Raw genomic sequence first — 16,820 nt, forward strand, 5'->3', positions numbered from 1 at the left:
TCTCTCCTCTTGGGCAGTCTCTCCGTGGAGACAACCCCCACCCCAGCCCTCCCCCAAAAGCGGGCGAGGGAGCGCACCTCCGTCGTGGCAACAGCCAACCTCATCCCATCATGCTCTAGAAGCTGGTGCCCTCTCCGGCTGGCGCGCGTTTCAAGCCGGCAGCGGCGCGCGGGCGTTCGCGTACTGCGATGACCCGGACACCCGTGCGATTGCCGATCCGCATCAGGGTGCCACGGCCGATCCGCTGTCCGTCGACCACGATATCGACCGTCCGGTCGTGCGATGGCTCCAACGGCAACAGGAAGTTCGGCGCAAGCTGCTTCACCTGGCTGGCCGGCAGCTCGAAGCGTCCGATCTCGAACAGGACATGCAGCGACCGGTTATCGGTTTCGGCGTCGGCCTCCCAGGCGGCGGCCATGGCATCGGTGGGCATGCTCCATGCCCAGGATGAAGTGGCTCCTTGTATCGGATACGTCGCGAGGCGGGGGCCCTCCGGGGTGGGCGCGACCGGCGCAACAAGCCGCTCGCCGATGACGGCGATCACCGCATCGCCCGGCTCGCAGGAAGCGTCGACCAGCACGACGTCGTCGGGCGACAAGCGTTCAATCTCGCCCGCCGAAAGGTTGGCGGCAGCGACGCGCAGGCACACCGGGATCGGCAGGTCGAGAGCGGCAGGACTGATCCCCGCATGCCGATCGAGCCCTTCCGCAAGCCTGAGCGCGTAATCCCGGGGAATTCGCAATTCGCAGCCGGTGGTCGCGAGCCCCTCGACCTCCAGGGTAAAAAACAGCGGCAGCTGTCCGTCGTTCTCGCGCCGCTCGACCCGGCCCGAATAGGAATCGACCGCAAGCTCGCAGCCCAGATTCGTTTCAACCGCCGCGAGGGCGCTGTCGAGGGCGAATTCGAGAATGATGGCGGCGCGATCTGGCCCCAAGCGATCGAGCGACAGCGCCGGGTCCACGCTGCCGATCAGGATATCGAGCAGAGATCGCGGCAACCACAACTCGCCGACCTCGCCGTCGAGGCGCAGCGCCAGCCGGTAGCTCACATCGGGACGCCGATCGGCGGGCAGCCACGCGGCGATGATGCTTGCTTGTCGTCCGCCAATCGTCGCCGCCAAGGCCGGGCGTCGACGATACACGGCGTTGAGCGCTTGCACATGCGACGGTGCGATCAGCGGGAAAGAAAGCTCCTGCACCTGAGGCTGAGCGATTTCGGCACTGTGAGCGAGAGCGGTCCGGTTTGACGTGTCGGCACTGGCGCGCAAATCGTCTGTGGCACCGGCCGGGCCCACGCTCAGCGGGACATCGAGGATGGACCGAAGAGCGGCGTCGGTGACAGCCGTGACTGTCTCGGCTTTCGCGCCGGCGGCGTCGGCCGGCTCCACGGCAGGGTCGACTGGGACCGCAACTGCGTCGGGAGGCTCCGTGGCGAGGTTGGTTGGCTTCGCTGTGGTGTCGGTCAGTGCTTCCACTGTCTCGGCTGGCGCCGAGACGGGGACCGCTTCCTCGCCGGCCGTCTCGGTTGGTGCCAAAGCGTTGTCGATCGGCTCAACCGCGGTGTCGGCAGTCTCCTCGGCAGCGTGGGCCGGGGCCGCAGCGGCTTCGGATGGCAAGCCACCAGGAGTGGATGGCGGTTCCGAGAGAGCCTGCATCTGACGCTGAAACGCAGCGACTTCGTCGAGGCTCTGCGCGCCGTGTCTTGCTTCCGATCGAGGAAACAAGAACCAGGCCAGAGCAGCGAGTTGCAATGCGATCGGCACCATAAATGCCATCGCATAGGCGCTCGCAGACGTTTGACCCGATGGGTCATGCGGCCATATCGCGACGGCGCCACCAACGGCCGACTGGATCAAAAGCGTGGCAACATACTGCAATACGGCGACGCTTGCGCACGCGCGAGCCGCATAGGCTGGGGGAAAATGCGTCAACAGGACCACGAAGGGCAGCATGGCTGCGGCGCCGGCCACCAACACGCCCCAGACGATAGAGGTCGGCAATGCGATTCCGCCGACCGCCGCCATCTGGATGCAGATGCAGAGCGCGACCGCGCCCACAAAGACGTTTGCAGCCGATAGACCCTTTCGGACAGCCCAGTCGGCGAGCCACCCCCAGACGAACGCCCCAGCGGCCTGACCAATCGCGATGAAGCTGCTGTGGATGATAATGTCGGTGAGCCTTACCCCCTTCACAGTGGCAAGCCAACCTGCAACCCATTGGCCCTGGATTGCCCACACCGTCCCGACCGCAATCGCAGCGAGCGGCGCAAATCGTCGAAAGATCGGCTCGCGCAGGACGAATGACAGGCCGTGGTCTTGATCCGGCACGTCGCCAGTGACGGTTGCTGGTGCGGGAACGAGCAGCACGGCCAGGATAGCGCAAAGCGTCGCCAGAGCAGCCAACAACATAAACAGCGCCCGCCATCCATACGCGTGCACGAAGAATGCCGCCGGATCGGCCAGCGCGAGCGCGCCGAGCCCTGCGACCGTTATGAGGCACCCCGTCACCAGGCCGAGACGTTCACGCGGAAACCATGTGACGATCGCCTTCATTGCCGCGAGGAGTGCCGAGGCGGTGCCCACACCGAGCAGCGCGCGGCCAATCAGGAGACCGAAGGGTCCCGTGGACAGGCTGAATATCAATGCGCCGAGGGCCGCCACACCCATCATCACCGACTGGACGGTACGCAGCCCCAATCGATCGATCGCAATGCCGGACGGTAGCAGGCAGGCTGCGAAAGCCACCGGAAATGCCGCGGTCAGCATTCCTTGCGTGTCCTTGTCGATAGCCAAATCGGTTAACAGATCATCGGCAACGAGCGAATCTATACTTTGAAACAGAACAGACAAAAAGTATCCGAAAGCGAGTGGAAGAAGTCCCACCGTAATCCGGAGAAAAGAAATGCGATCGCCTTTGATTTCAACCCGTGTTGCCATGCAATACTAGCTTCCAAGACGGCCAAAACCTCACCATGAAGGCGCATTCCAGTGAAGGCGACCATGGATTCCGACGCATGGCGACCATTTGATCCGGTCGATGTCAAGCGTCAGGTGGGGTCCGAGCGCAGCGCGGCAACAACCGGCAGGTTTTCGTCGAGCCATCGCCGGACGAAGACGACATCGACGACTACGATTCCGCTCCCGGCAAGAGCCATTACACTTGGCTAATTATAAGTGGGGTGACTTTCATCACGCTCAAAATTGATGCTGGTGCACGAGCTTTGCGAGAACCGGTTCCCCCTGGGGATCATCGCTCCCGGCGCGGCTTGGCAGGACGGACGCGGTAGACCGCCGGCGCCGGTGGATCTGCTCTTGCGCGCAGGTCAGCTCATGATAGTGCCGAGCGCCTTGGCGCGCGCCTTGGCATCGCTGATGGCGCGGATCGCAAGCGCGCGCGCGAGCAATTTCTTGGCTTCGTTTGCCGATAATCCCTTGGGAGCTGAGGCACGCCCTTCGTCGACCAGCCCAAGCAGGCCGTACACGATCATCAGATTCCGCCGATGTCGTGCCTGCGCCCCCGGCGACGTGACAACGGAGCGCGCGACGTCTATCGCCTTGGTTTCCTGCCCTTCGAGCGCAGCGGCGAGGGCGAGATTGGTACGGATATCGAGGTCGTCAGGGGCGAGAGCGCTCGCAGCGTCGAATGATTGGTGCGCTTGCGCGAATTGGCCCGTGAGCGTCTGCGCGAGGCCCAACCGATTATAGGCCGCCATCGTTTTGACGATCGGAGCAACTTTCGCCAGCGCCACGACTGCAGCTTCGGCATCGCCAGCCTTAAGCTGGGCCGAGCCTAGTCCGAGCAATACATCGGGATTGTCAGGGGCGACGGCGAGCGCGGCTCGATAGGCCTGGATCGCCTGATCGGTCTTGCCTGCGCGTGTGTAGGCATCACCAAGCCGCACCTGCGCCGCGGCATCGTTCGAGCCGGCAGCCGCGCGCTCATAGATCGGCAGCGCGGCGACGATCTGTCCCTGGGATTCGATATCGGAGGCAACCCGCATCAGCCCGTCCTGATCCGGCTTCTCAGTGCTGGCCGTTGCGTCCAGCAGAGATTGGGCCGTGCACCCGGAGAGCAAAAAGCCTAGGAGGGTCGGCACGGCACAGGATGCGAGACGAAACCGGATACTCATCGCCCTGTCCTTAAGTACCAGTGCGATGCAGCATCACCGTTGCACCGCAAAAATAGAAGTGGCCCGGCTACCGTACGACAAGCCGGGGAAGCCGCGCTTACCTCGCCCCGGCGGGCTTCTCGGTGACGCTCTCAGGCCCGGCGCCCTGCACTTGACTGGTCGGCGTACGCGGAAGACCGCCACCCAGGGTACCCTTGGTGCCATAGATGTATTCCTGCGCCGCCCGGGCCGTCGGAGCCGCGGGAGCGGCGCCGAGCGGGCGGCCGCGAACCAGGTCGGACTGGCGCTCGGCCATGCGCTGAAGGTTGTGTGCGTTGGCGCAGCCCGGCGGCAAATGCGGCCCCAGGAACGGAGGCTCTGTTTCATCCGCGCCAAGGCAAGCTTTCGGGACGAGCACGTAGCGCGTGCGTCCCTTCCGGTCGACCACGGGCACCGAGGCATAATCCGGCGAATAATCCGGCGGCTGCTGCGGAAAAGTGCCCCAGTAGACCGTCGGAGTCGGATAGGGCGGCGCGGCCGCACAACCGGCGAGGGCCGACGCCGCTACGGCGAGGCAAAGGTAGACGGCGGAAATACGCAGCATCGTGCACCCTCGATCGATCATTTGAATACAAAGCCGGAATTCGGCCCGGGTAGCGGCCTGGCCTTGACGAGCGCCGGCCCGGGCGGCGGCAATGGCGCGGGCCTGTCGAGGGGGGTCGCAAGGCCGCGGTCGCGCACGGGTTTGACGAGGAGTGGCGTGATGAGAATTACGAGCTCGGTCTCGTCGCGACGGTACCGGGCAGAGCGAAACAATGTGCCGAGAATCGGAAGATCCGCAATTTCTGGGGTTCTGTCGAAATCCAGTGACATCTGTCGTTGGAACAAGCCCGCGATCGCAAACGTTTGGCCGCTCGCCACTTCCACGGTCGTGTCGGCCCGCCGAACCATCAGGCTCGGCAGGTCGACACCGTTGGCCTTGACGGCCCCTACCCGCGACAGCGAGCTCACTTCCGGTTTCACCCGCAGAGCGATTCGATTTGTTCTTATCAGGGTCGGCGTGAACTCGAGCGAGACCCCGAACGGCTTGTACTGGACGGTGATCTGCCCTGCCTGGTTTCCGGGGGTTGGGATCGGAATTTCGCCTCCTGCCAGGAAGCTCGCGGGCCGCCCGCTCGACGCCGTCAAGTTCGGCTCGGCCAGGATGGTCAGCATCCCGTTGCGCTGCATCGCTCCGACGAGGGCATCCACCTCACTGCCGCTGCCGCCAAACGCAATGCCCCCCGACGATCCGATACCGAGGCGCTGGACGTCATCGCGCGACACCTCGGCAAAACGTACCCGGATATTGATCTGCTGTGAGCTGCTGATTGTGGTGTTGTTGATCGGCGGCTGGTCCGGCGGAGAGTAAGTGTCCGCAGTGTTCTGCACGTCGACCGCTTCCTCGACGGAGCCGGCGCGGCCGGTCGCGGCCACCCGATTGCCGAACAGCCTGAGCTTGGTGTGAGTCGTCGGCTGAAGGTCGCGAACCGCACTGTTGGCGGCGCCAGGGTCGGCGACCACGCGGAACGCCACGTTGGCGCGCACCTTGTGCTCAGCGGAGATCGCGATCAGGTTCGTGCTGCCGATCTTCCTGCCGTAGACGTAGACCACATCCGGTGCGACGACGCGCAGATCGGCGATCGTGGTGTCGCCCACATAGACTGATTCAGCCGCCTCATCGAGTTGCAGGAGGCGACCTTGACCCACCATCAGCTCGATCGATTGTCGAGACGAGGAGGTGCTTGTCTGCGCCTGGCCTGCAACTGGTGGCGCGAAAAGGATGGCGAGCAGGAATGCGCCCGCCTTCAGCTTCCATGCGGCCCTTACATACGATTTCACCAGGCCCGCTCCCTAAACGGCCCTCGTGACGGGGCCCAATCAAACACCGGGTTGATAGCAATCGAACAATCGAAACTGATATCCGCGCTTTTTACGGTAAGTTGCCGCAATCTCAAATGTCTAACCGGCAGCGTGGGGGCGAAAAACCGTTCTTGGTGTTATTTGGCCACAGTCACTCACAGTCACAGTCACACAAGTCCAGCGGCCTGCCTCATGCCGGCACAGGTCACGTAAAGATCTACAGGAAGGCTCGAATGGCTTTGCATCGGCCCAGGGGCAGACGCACCCCGCAGGGCATCATCCCGCCCCGGCCCCGAGCTTCAACCGTTCGGCAGATTCGTCGATGCCATTTTCCGCCTGGTTGCCCTTGGTCAGGGAGCCGAGGGGCTGCACGTTAAATTCAGGCGCCAGTTCCTGATAGGACATCACCGGTACGTAGATATTGCTGCGCGTGAGCAAATGCCGTGTGACCCGCCGTACATCCATCGAGGTGAGCACGACGGGGTTCGCGTCCGGAGCCGCTTCCGCCAGGGCGCGGGCGATTTCAGCGATCAACGGTTGGACCGCCTCCTCCGTTAGGTTCATGTAAGTCCCGGCCGCGGTCTGGCGCTGGGCGGAGCGAAGCATGTCTTCGACCGAGCGCTCGAGCATATAGGCCGCGATAACCCGGTCGCGGTCGGCACACCGGAAGCAGATCTGGCGACCAAGGGCCACGCGCACATATTCCACCAGCAGCACGACGTTCTGTTCGCGCTGTCCCCATTCGACCACGGCCTCGAGAATGGCGCGCATGTTGCGGACGGGCACGTTTTCATCGACCAGGCGCCGCAGGATTTCTGCCAGCTTCTGCAGGGGCGCGATCTTCTCAGCCTCCTTCACCAGGTCGGCATAGTTCGCCTGAATCTTGGTGAGGAGCTTCCGCGTCTCCTGGATACCGACAAAACTGCCGGCCCGTCGGTACAACATCTGTATCAGGCATTTGGCCAGAATCTGGGCCGGCAGCGCAAAGGCGACACCAGCCTTCAACAAGGTTTCCGCATGGGAGCGCTCGACCCAAAGCGCGGGGCGATAGCTGATGAGCGGCAGTTCCTGACGGTAAGGTATCTCAAGCAGTTCGAGGTGAGCCGCATCGTCCTCGACGAGCAGCCCCTGCGGCGGAACCGTGCCTTCAATGACCGGCGTGCCCTCGAGGTCGATGCGGAAGCGATCCTGCGCGAGGGTCGGGTCGACCTCAAGCGCGATCGACGGGATCTCGATACCGAGATCGCTGAGCAGGTCCGCGCGCGCTTTGGTCGTCAACTCGGCGAAACCCTCCGGCGGTATGGCCGATGAAAGCTCGCCGCTTACCCAAACGACGATGGCGGCATCAGCTGCCGGCGGGCCGGCCAGGCTTGCCGGTTCTTGAGCGGTCGAGCCTGCTTGCGCCGGTTGGGCGGTCGTGCCTGCCGCTCGCTTCACCGGAGCGGCGCGCGCCGCCGCCTCGCGAGCCGCCCTCCGGCGGCCGGCCAAGAACCCGGTCAAACCGAGGATCGCCGCGAGAAGCAGAAAGGCCACCGACGGGAAGCCTGGAACGAACGCCATGCCAACCAGGATCACTGAACCGAGCATCAGCGCACGCGGCTCCAGGAACAACTGCCCGGCCACTTCGGTGCCGAGGTCGCTTTCCGACGACACCCGCGTCACCAGCGTACCGGCCGCAACCGAAACGAAAAGCGAGGGGATTTGCGCGACCAGCCCGTCGCCGACGGAGAGCAGCGCATAGGTCTCGGCGGCGGCTCCGATCGTCATGCCGTGTTTCAGGCTGCCGACGATCATGCCGCCGATCAGATTGACGAGGATGACGAGGATGCTGGCGATGGCGTCGCCTTTGACGAACTTCATCGCGCCGTCCATGGCGCCGAACAAATGGCTCTCGCGCTCGAGCCCACGGCGGAGCCGATTGGCCTCGGCCTGGTCGATGTCGCCGGAGCGCAGGTCGTTGTCGATCGCCATCTGCTTGCCCGGCATGGCGTCGAGGCTGAATCGGGCGGCGACCTCGGCGACGCGCTCGCCACCCTTGGTGATGACAACGAATTGCGCGATCGTGATGATCAGGAAGACGACGAGACCGACGGCAATGTCGCCGCCGATCACGAAGTTACCGAACGCGCTGACGATCTCGCCAGCGTCGGCCTGGAGCAGGATGAGCCGCGACGTGGTGATGGTGATCGCGAGCCGGAACAATGTGGCGATCAGGATGACCGACGGGAATGACGAGAACTCGACCGGCCGCGCGATATAGAAGACGACCAGCAGGACGAGCATGCTGACGGAGATATTGATCGCAATGAGGCCGTCCACCAGCCAGGTTGGCAGCGGAATAATGATCATGACGATCGCGACCAGCATCAGGATCGCCACGATGAGATCGCTGCGGCCGGACAGGAAGACGAGCGCGCGTGCCAATCTATTGATCATGATCCGGACCGTTCGCGATGTTCGAGGAACTTGCGAAACGTACGCTTTGCTTCGCTTTGATTGCCGGCGAGCCATAGCGCACGACTGCGCAGCAGATCGAGCATGGGCTGGTTCGCGCCGCCAAGCGCCTGCAGCCGATCGATGACCTCGGCGGCGGCCTGCGGCGAGCGGCTGCGCAAGAACGCTTCGGCGAGCGTGCGCAGCACGCCCTCATCGTTGGGCGCAAGACGAGCGGCAATCAGCAGCAGGACGAGCCCGCGTTTCGGCTGGCTGTGACGGGCATAAAGATGGCCGAGCGCGTGCAGCAACTCGACGGTCTGGTCGCGCGCTGGCGTCATGTCGGAGTATCCTCAAGGCTGCGCGCACGCAAATGGCGGCGCTGCTCGATCTCTTCGCCCAGCACGGTGCTTGCCAGGCGATTGAATTCTTCGCTCTCTTTAAGCTGCGGCAGAATCGAGGTTAGCAGCTGCTCGAGTATTGCAATCGCGCGGTCACTGGACAGGATCTGGGGATCGGAAACCGTCGGCTTGACGAACTCGGTGACGAGTTCGCGAAGAACCGCCTTGCCGACCGTGCCCTTGCGCTCGAGGAGCGCGGCGGCGATCTGCCGCGCGAACTCCGGGGAATCGACGGCCCCGTTCCTGACGTGGCCGCCAACACCTTCAGGTGCGCGCGATTCAGGCCGATCGAGTTGCGTGCGCTCTATGCGACGGTTGTCCATCCCCGACGATCTGTCCTTTCCGCGCGTACTTCACTGACGATAGACCAGCGCCAAGGTCTCGCCGTCCTTGGCAAGAAGGATGCGGCCGTCGACAATATCCTTGATCATCCAGCCATTGTCGAGGAAGGCACCCTTGTAATAGCGGTTGCCCTCGGCCGTAATGATATAGGGGCGCTCGCCGAACCACACGGCCTGCACATTGACCACCGGCGCCGGTTTCTTGGCCTCGGGGGAGGTCACGTTGGCGACCAGAACCAACCGCCCGCGATAGGCCTCATCGAACCATTGTTGGGCTTCCGTCCAGGCGCCGGTCTGTTGCTTCGTGATGCTGCCGGTGACGACGACCTGTCCACGCCCTGAGGTAACCCGAAGTCCGGAGAGGCCCGACGCCTCAAGACGCTCGGTGAGCTTGCGCCCGGCGTCGTCGACATTGAGCGCATTCAGCGCGGATCCGAGGTTCGGTGGCGGCTGCCGGTCGCAGCCATTGAGCTCTGCAATCGCCTCGCGCACCGAAATCCCGGGCCGGGCCGACAAGCAATGCTCAATAAACTTCCGGTCGTCCGCGGGGAGATCGGCCATGAGCTTCGATGCGCCCGCCAGCGTTAGAGTTTCGTTGCCCGGCGCCGGTGCCTCGGCCCGAGTGACGCTGGTCAGGTCGTTCGCCTTCGCGGCAGGGCGCATCGCGGCCAGTCCCAACGCCGGAACCGTAAGCAAGAGCGCGCCGGCGATCATAACGGCCGTGGGGATGCGTCGACGGGCGGGGACCTCGCCGGGCTCGACGGGGTTCGGCGAGGCGGCCTGATTGCGCTCGATGGAGATCCGCAGCCGCGCCTCTCCGATCGTCAGATCGATCGGCGCTTGCAGCGCGCAGCCATAGCCATTCGCGATGATGTTCTCACCGACGCGGACTTCTCCGCCGATCGCGTGAAGGTCGATGGTCCGGCGTCCGACCCGCAGGACGGCATGCTCGGCCGCGATGCCGGCGTCCCGCAAGACGATGTCGGCGCCTGGCGTCGAGCCGATACGGACATCGCCCGGCTCAAGTGCGAGGCGCACGCCGCGGTGAAAGCCGGCCGTGCTCTCGAGAACGAACGTCGACGGCGACGATGAGACGATGGCGGAGAGCCAAGTCGTGAAGGAAGACATCATCCCGGTAGCGGCCATTTTGGACCCCGTATTCTTAGGCTGGACGTCCACAAGGTAGACCCGTCGCCACCGGAGAACAGTGAGCGACGTCACAAAGGCTCGTCGTCACCGGAAAGTGGGCTGGATATTCGCGCCGTCGAACGGGACCGGTCAATGGCGCCATCGGTTCTGCTTCTTGCCGCCGGCTGCCCTGCGGCGCCACAGCTTCGCCCGCACCCGCTTTGTCGGCGCGGCGACAGCGGTTCAGATTGGGCAGCTCTTTTGAGGTATCTAGGTAGAGCGACCTCCCACCCCCACCGCACGTTCCTCAAACCGCATTATCGGCGTGCCGCGGAAGGTTAGTGACGTCCGTCACAGCTTCTCACGCAGCAGTCGACAACGATGGGAGCCAGAACAGAGGCAGCACTGAAAGGCGGCATCCAATGAGCATCTCGACGGATACGGCGGTCAAGAGCGCACCCCCACCACCCAGCAATCGCGGCGCCGATTCACCGGACCAGGTGCAGAAGTTCAACGATGCGGTCGGCCGTTCGACCAGCTCGAACAATGGTTCGCAGCAGTCACAGGGGTCGTCAGCGTCGGCCCCCATCATGCTGGCGCGCCGGCCGCCGAGCCCGGCCCAAACAGCTCAGCAAGCCTTGACCTGCGCGCCGCCCACCGCACAGCAAAAAGCCCGCGCCTTTGTCGACCCGGCGTTGCGCGACGTGGCGGCAGGCAAGAAGGAGCTCGCCAAGAGCGCGAAAGGTACGGACGTAGGCAAGATGCAGGAAGCCCTGCAGACGGCCGGTTACAAGCTGCCCAAGTACGGTGCGGACGGAAAGTTCGGTGACGAGACGGCGAAGGCGCTGAAGAAATTCCAGACCGACCATTGCCTGAAGGACACCGGACGTCTCGACAAGCAGACCATGGAACAGCTCAGCATCGCGTCCACCAAGTTCCCTGAATACGGTAAGCTGTTTGCCGACGGGAAGCTCAACACCACCATTGGCGTCGGCTTCGACGAGGGTAACTCGCACAAGGATCAAACCAAGGAAGTCATCGCGGGACTGTCGAAGCGAGGGTACACGGAGCTGGACCCGAACACGGCCGCCACCGACAAGGCCATGGCAGAGCGGTTCAAGGCAGCCGGCATTGACCCAGCCGCCGCCAAGGCGGACGGGCTTCAGTACTTCACCAAGACCTTCAAACACGACGGAAAAGACGTCACCTCGGTGGTGAAGCTGATCACGCCGGACACGCCGCAGGCGAAAGACAAGTTCGCCAAGGCCATGGGCGAGTCGGAGATGGTGATTTACAGCGGCCATGGCCGCTACGGCTCCGGGCCCGATTTTGACCCCATCACCTCGGCCAAGGGCAACTTCGTCATCGGAAAGCCTTACGAGGCCGGCCACGTCGCGCTGAACAAAGGCCAAACGGATCTGCAGAAGACGGCGATGACCAAGGACTACCAGCTCATGTTGTTCGACGCGTGCACCACAAACTACTATTTGGACGACCTGCGCCGCGTTCCCGGCAAGGACAGCAAGAACCTCGACCTCGTCGTATCGACCGGCACGCTCTCCTGGAGTACTGGAACCACCGACGTGCTGAGGATGCTGGACGGTGTCACCGCAGGTGAGAGCATCAACCAGATCAAGTCAGACCTCGAGGACATCAACAGGAAGCCGGGAAGCAAAGGGCAGTTGTGGAAGGTCGACGGCTTCAATGACAACTAGCTCCAGGTAACTGTCCAAGTAAACCGCGAGGGACGAAGCCATCCGCGAAGTCGGGGCTGGCTCGAGGACATCAACTGGCAGGAAAGTGAAGCACATGGAAACTCGATGGCTTCGACGACGACTGACATCATGTCTGATCCACTCCGCGCTCGCTTGTGCGCTCGTGCTCGCGCCGGGCACGGGCTGGGCTGGCGCCAGCAAGGGCAATCCAATGGCCACATTGAACGATCCCGCGGCCTCGCGCGCGGAGCGCATCAAGGCCGCCAAGGCTCTCGGCGACTCGAAGGACCCCAAAGCCATCGACACCCTCGTCAGGCAGTTCGATATAAGGGACGAGGGTATTTTTGCGGCGATCCAGAGCGCGCTGCGCGCCCTTAACGCCGTTCCGGTGCTGGAGCGGCGCTTGGCGGACAGCGGCGCCTCCGAAGAGCAGAAAGTGCTGGCTTGCAAGGGGCTGCGGACACTCAAGGAAAAGAGTTCGATAGCGCCTCTCGTCTCCGCCCTGAAAGATCAAAGCGCGCCGGTGCGCAAGGAGGCCGCGCTGGCGCTGGGCGTCATTGCGCCGGCCGAGGCCGAGACGGCGCTGCTGACGGCGCTTTCCGACAGCGACGACGACGTGCGCTACTTCGCCGCCGACGCGCTCGGCAACGTCCGCACCGCCGCGGTGACGCAGGCCATCGAGACGCGCCTGGCAGCGGAGACCAGCCCGGTCGTTCGTTCCTCGCTGCTGGCCGCCAAGAACAAGCTGGATCGGGCCCCCTCGCGCTAGACTGCTGCGCAACCCGATCGATGCTACTCGCTGATACCCCTGATGCCGCTTAGCGGCTCGTATCGTCCACGCCAAGGATCATCGTCGGCATAGAGGACATCGCCCGTTCGATCGCGCGTGACGAAGCCGCCCTGGGGGTGGTTGCTGAGGACCGCGACGAACTCTGTGCGATAGTTGGTCTCGGAGCTCAGGGGCTCGTCCGAGACGATGATCGACGACCGCGGCAATGCGGTCGGCGCGACGCGGTCGAGCACTTCCTGCGGAATCGCGATGCGGTCAAGCGCGCTCTTGGCATCGTCGCTGCCGTCGATCGTTACCGAACTCCAGCGCAGGTTTGCCCCTTCCCGCGCCATCGCTGTGAATACATGGGTGCCGATCGGCTTGCCTGGATTGCGGATCTTGACCGGAACCTCGATGCTCGCATCGAACACTTCGCCGCCATCTCGTACCGGCTTGCGTGTCGCGCGTCGCACATAGAGCTTCTGCGTCGCACGGCTGATGTAGATCGAGACGGGTTCAAGCGAGAGGTTTGCCTCACCCGCGGCCCTGGCCGTGTCGGCCTTCTTGACCTCCGCCGCTTCCGCGGCGTCCTTTGCGGAGTTGCTCGCCTCGAGCTTTTGCTTTGCTTCGGCACTCAGGGCGTCGAACTGCCTGCTCAATTCTGCAGCCCTTCGCCTCAAACCCTCGACTTGCATCTTGGCTTGGTCCTTCCGCGCGCCGGTCAGCCCTTTGTCGGCCGATGCGAGCTCCGCGTCTGCGCGCCGCTTCGACAATTCAAGCTTGCGCAGCGACGCCGTGAACGTTGCGGCCTCGCGCGCCGCTACCGCTGCGGCTCGTTTCGCCTGATCCTCAGCCCTGGCCGCCTCCGCCGCCTGAAGCACGAGGGGCTCCGCTCGCGCGCGCGCGGCCGCCAACGCCTCCGCGCTCGGTACCAGCAGCGCCGGGTGGGAAAACGGGACCGGGGCTACGTCGTCCGGAGCGATGATCACCCGCATTCCGATCCGCGTCTTCTCGAAGAGCCTTTCCGCAAAACCGAAAGGTAACCGCACGCAGCCGTGCGAAGCCGCATAGCCGGGCAGCGGCCCGCCATGCAGCGCGATGCCGTTCCAGGTGATGCGCTGCATGTGCGGCATCCAGGCATCGTCATACATGTTCGAGCGATGGTCCTTTTTCTTCTGAACGATCGCAAAGACGCCGGCTGGCGTCTCGTACTCGGTCGCTCCGGTCGAGACCGGCGCGCGCAGGACCCAGCCGTCGGCGTCGTAGAAGGTGACCTGCTGGCTTTTGATCGACACGATGGCCATGACGGGCTCGCCGCCCTGGCGCGGCGCAACCTCCTCACGCGTCTGCGCACGGCGCACCTCCCGCGCCGCCGTATCTGCGGTCAGCATGACCAGCGCCGCCATCGCGGCAAGCACGGCCTTGGCGTAGCGATCCCAGCGCCGCACAGCGGCGATCGTGCATTGATTCGGCATTCCCTGCCCCGGTCGAAAGCCTTCCGGATGCGCGTTGCTCAAGTCTCGATCGCGATCCATTCGGCTACTTGCTCATATACCAAGGCCACCGCTGCCGGAAGTGAGGCCACAAGCCACGCCTCACCAAAATATCGAAAACAACCCCATGCACAGTAGGACGGCTGTCGCCGGCACGGATGCGGCCTCAACGGCGATGCATTTGACACGTCGGGCAAATCACCGGCATAAATACATGATCGCGCGCATCATCGAGCGTCCGAGCCTGCCAATCTCAGCGTCGGCAACTATCGCTGGACTCGATCTAGATCCCGCTATTCGGTCCTGACGTTGCGCTCCTCGATTACCTTGCGCCACGAGGGTATCTCGGCGGCGATCATGGCCTGAAGTTCCGCCGGCGTGCTGGCCTTGGCCTCGACGCCATAGGCGAGAAAGCGATCGCGCAACTGCGGCATTGCGAGGACCGTACCGAGCGCGGCGTTGAGCTTGTTGATGACCTCCGCGGGCGTTCCCGCCGGGGCAAGGATGCCGAACCAGGTTTCGACTGAAAAACCCTTCAAGGCATTGCCGATCGGCGCTGCCCCCGCCGCCACCGGCGAAGGACCGGGCGACGATACGCCGAGCAGTTTCACCTTTCCGCCCTTGATATGCTCGTTCAACGTATCGGAAGTCGTCGTGAGCAGGATATCCACTTCGCCGGCAAAGATCGCAAGTGTCGTCGGCGCCTGGCCCCGGTACGGAACGTGGACCATCTGCAGGCCTGCCTGATTGAGGAAGCGTTCGGTGCTCAGATGTCCCAGCGACCCTGGTCCGGCCGTCGCATACAGCATCGGCTTGCTCTGCGCCTTGGCGTAGGCGATGAGCCCGGCAACGTCGCTCACGGGAACATTTTCGCTTGCCACCAGCACCAGCGGCGCGGTGGAGACGAGCGAGACCGGCGCAAAGCTCTTCAGCGGATCGAAGTCGACGCCCTTTTGCAGCAGCGGGGCAATCGAAATCGGACCGTTGTTGGCAAACAGAAGTGTGTAGCCGTCGGCATCCGATCGCGCCGCTTCGTTGGCACCGGTCGTGCCGGCCGCGCCGCCGCGGTTATCAATAACGAGCGGCTGGCCGAGGATTTTTGCCATCGGCTCCTGCAACGCCCGCGCCATGATGTCGGTCGACCCGCCTGCGGGGTAGGGCACGATCAGCCGGATCGGCCGCGAGGGAAAATTATCCGCTGCGGCAGGCGCGGACACGGTTGCGGCTCCCAAAAGAAGAGCCAGAACTTTTAACACTTTCACGTCGATCCTCCCTTGGTCTTTTTGGTTTATTGTCTTGCAGCAATGCAGGCGCGCAACGCGGCATCGGTTCAGGGCGGCGCCAGCGTGCCAAACGCGCCGCCGGCAGCGGCCTGCCCGATTTCATTCGCAGACCAGCCAAGCACGCGCGCAAGGATCTCGTCCCGGTGCTCTCCGATGGCGGGAATGTGGTGGCCGATCCCGGTTCGGGCCTCCGACATGCGCCATGGCGCGTTGACGCCTTTGAACTCGCCGGCAGCATCAGCAACATCTGCGAATACACCGCGCTCAGCCAAATGCGGATCGTGCAGCGTCTCCGCCGGATCGCGAAAGCGCGCGCTCGGAATTCCGGCACGATCGAGCGCGGCCAGGCATTCATCCACCGAGTGCTGCGCCGCCCATCTCTCGACCACTTGCATCATCGCGCTCCAGTTCGCGCCGCGCGCCGCCACCGATGCAAATCGCGGGTCCAGCGAAAGCTCCGGCAGCCCGGTCAGGTCGCGAAGCGCCGCGAAATTGCGCGCCGATACCGGCGCGATCAGGATGTCCCCATCGCTGGCACGCACCGGTCCATAAGTCGGCCGCGCCACCGGTGCGGAGAACTGCGCTTCCTGCAACTCGTACACCAGAAGGTTCAGCATGCAGTCCATCAGGACGACGTCGACGTGCTGTCCTGCCCCGGTGCGCGCCCGTTGCACCATGGCGGTTTGTATGGCCGAGAAACCGAAAATGCCGCCGAGAATATCGGCCACGAACACCGCTCCCGCCGCCGGCCGGTCACGATCTCCGGCGTAGCGCATAAGCGCACGGTCAAAGCCGCTCTCGGCATGAACGATCATCGCGTAAGCGGGGCGTTCGGACTGCGAGCCGGTCTGACCGTAGCCGGAGATCGAGCAATAGATCAGACGCCGGTTGATCTTCCGCAGCGCTTCATATCCGAGACCGAGGCGCTCCATGACGCCGGGCCGGAAATTCTCGACGAGAATGTCCGTGGTTTCGATCAGGCGATGTACGAGCCTGATCGCCTCCGGCGATTTGAGATCAAGCGCGATGCTCTGCTTGCCGGCGTTGAGCTGGCCGAAATAGGCGCTCTGGCCATCGCGAAGAGGCGCGCGCAGGCGCATCTCCTCGCCCTCCGGAGGTTCAACCTTGATCACCTCGGCGCCGACATCGGCCAGCAGGCGCGCGCAATAGGGACCGGCCAGCATGATGGAGAAATCCAGCACGCGAATGCCGTCAAGCGGTGAGTTCAATGGCTGACCCTGCATCATC

Annotated in this window: 13 protein-coding genes; 2 read left to right on the forward strand and 11 right to left on the reverse strand. The window is 63.9% G+C overall.

The window, feature by feature from the left end:
* Positions 1-115 precede the first annotated feature (115 nt).
* The 8 genes from RX331_RS32310 to RX331_RS32345 form a co-directional block, all read right to left on the reverse strand.
* On the reverse strand, positions 116-2,935 hold the full coding sequence (locus RX331_RS32310) for an MFS transporter (RefSeq protein ID WP_317253631.1): 2,820 nt from the start codon (positions 2,933-2,935) through the stop codon (positions 116-118).
* 386 nt (positions 2,936-3,321) lie between these two features.
* A complete protein-coding gene (locus tag RX331_RS32315) occupies positions 3,322-3,999 on the reverse strand; it encodes a tetratricopeptide repeat protein (RefSeq protein ID WP_317253632.1) in 678 nt (225 codons plus the stop codon).
* Between the two features lie 226 nt (positions 4,000-4,225).
* Complete coding sequence (locus RX331_RS32320) at positions 4,226-4,711, reverse strand: hypothetical protein (protein ID WP_317253633.1); 486 nt, start codon at positions 4,709-4,711, stop codon at positions 4,226-4,228.
* Between the two features lie 17 nt (positions 4,712-4,728).
* Positions 4,729-5,988: a type II and III secretion system protein family protein gene (locus RX331_RS32325; protein WP_317253634.1), complete on the reverse strand. Its 1,260-nt coding sequence runs from the start codon at positions 5,986-5,988 to the stop codon at positions 4,729-4,731.
* Positions 5,989-6,285: 297 nt separating this feature from the next.
* Positions 6,286-8,388: a type III secretion system export apparatus subunit SctV gene (sctV, locus tag RX331_RS32330; protein ID WP_317253635.1), complete on the reverse strand. Its 2,103-nt coding sequence runs from the start codon at positions 8,386-8,388 to the stop codon at positions 6,286-6,288.
* 53 nt (positions 8,389-8,441) lie between these two features.
* Positions 8,442-8,783: a type III secretion protein gene (locus RX331_RS32335; protein ID WP_317253636.1), complete on the reverse strand. Its 342-nt coding sequence runs from the start codon at positions 8,781-8,783 to the stop codon at positions 8,442-8,444.
* Positions 8,780-9,166: a hypothetical protein gene (locus RX331_RS32340; RefSeq protein WP_317253637.1), complete on the reverse strand. Its 387-nt coding sequence runs from the start codon at positions 9,164-9,166 to the stop codon at positions 8,780-8,782. The genes RX331_RS32335 and RX331_RS32340 overlap by 4 nt, the downstream gene beginning before the upstream one ends.
* A gap of 30 nt (positions 9,167-9,196) precedes the next feature.
* Positions 9,197-10,405: an FHA domain-containing protein gene (locus tag RX331_RS32345; protein ID WP_317253638.1), complete on the reverse strand. Its 1,209-nt coding sequence runs from the start codon at positions 10,403-10,405 to the stop codon at positions 9,197-9,199.
* A gap of 329 nt (positions 10,406-10,734) precedes the next feature.
* Here RX331_RS32345 and RX331_RS32350 point away from each other — a divergent pair, with 329 nt between their 5' ends.
* On the forward strand, positions 10,735-12,027 hold the full coding sequence (locus RX331_RS32350) for a peptidoglycan-binding domain-containing protein (RefSeq protein WP_317253639.1): 1,293 nt from the start codon (positions 10,735-10,737) through the stop codon (positions 12,025-12,027).
* A 220-nt stretch (positions 12,028-12,247) separates the two neighbouring features.
* Entirely contained in the window at positions 12,248-12,796 is a 549-nt protein-coding gene (locus tag RX331_RS32355) for a HEAT repeat domain-containing protein (protein ID WP_317253640.1), read from the forward strand.
* Positions 12,797-12,819: 23 nt separating this feature from the next.
* Here RX331_RS32355 and RX331_RS32360 read toward each other — a convergent pair whose 3' ends face one another.
* The 3 genes from RX331_RS32360 to RX331_RS32370 form a co-directional block, all read right to left on the reverse strand.
* Positions 12,820-14,271 carry a L,D-transpeptidase gene (locus RX331_RS32360; RefSeq protein ID WP_317253641.1) on the reverse strand — a complete coding sequence of 484 codons (1,452 nt, stop codon included), beginning with the start codon at positions 14,269-14,271 and terminating at the stop codon, positions 12,820-12,822.
* A gap of 311 nt (positions 14,272-14,582) precedes the next feature.
* Positions 14,583-15,506, reverse strand: a complete 924-nt coding sequence (locus RX331_RS32365) for a Bug family tripartite tricarboxylate transporter substrate binding protein (RefSeq protein ID WP_317253642.1) — start codon at positions 15,504-15,506, stop codon at positions 14,583-14,585.
* Positions 15,507-15,619: 113 nt separating this feature from the next.
* Positions 15,620-16,816 carry a CoA transferase gene (locus RX331_RS32370; RefSeq protein WP_317253643.1) on the reverse strand — a complete coding sequence of 399 codons (1,197 nt, stop codon included), beginning with the start codon at positions 16,814-16,816 and terminating at the stop codon, positions 15,620-15,622.
* Positions 16,817-16,820 lie beyond the last annotated feature (4 nt).

Origin of the sequence: Bradyrhizobium sp. BWA-3-5 (genome assembly GCF_032917985.1) — a bacterium.
Lineage (GTDB): Bacteria > Pseudomonadota > Alphaproteobacteria > Rhizobiales > Xanthobacteraceae > Bradyrhizobium.

Bases quoted from the DNA above. Each gene is read 5' to 3' on its own strand.
- RX331_RS32310 (WP_317253631.1), bottom strand. From the start codon at position 2,935: ATGGCAACACGGGTTGAAATCAAAGGCGATCGCATTTCTTTTCTCCGG.
- RX331_RS32315 (WP_317253632.1), bottom strand. From the start codon at position 3,999: ATGCGGGTTGCCTCCGATATCGAATCCCAGGGACAGATCGTCGCCGCG.
- RX331_RS32320 (WP_317253633.1), bottom strand. From the start codon at position 4,711: ATGCTGCGTATTTCCGCCGTCTACCTTTGCCTCGCCGTAGCGGCGTCG.
- RX331_RS32335 (WP_317253636.1), bottom strand. From the start codon at position 8,783: ATGACGCCAGCGCGCGACCAGACCGTCGAGTTGCTGCACGCGCTCGGC.
- RX331_RS32340 (WP_317253637.1), bottom strand. From the start codon at position 9,166: ATGGACAACCGTCGCATAGAGCGCACGCAACTCGATCGGCCTGAATCG.
- RX331_RS32350 (WP_317253639.1), top strand. From the start codon at position 10,735: ATGAGCATCTCGACGGATACGGCGGTCAAGAGCGCACCCCCACCACCC.
- RX331_RS32360 (WP_317253641.1), bottom strand. From the start codon at position 14,271: ATGCCGAATCAATGCACGATCGCCGCTGTGCGGCGCTGGGATCGCTAC.
- RX331_RS32370 (WP_317253643.1), bottom strand. From the start codon at position 16,816: ATGCAGGGTCAGCCATTGAACTCACCGCTTGACGGCATTCGCGTGCTG.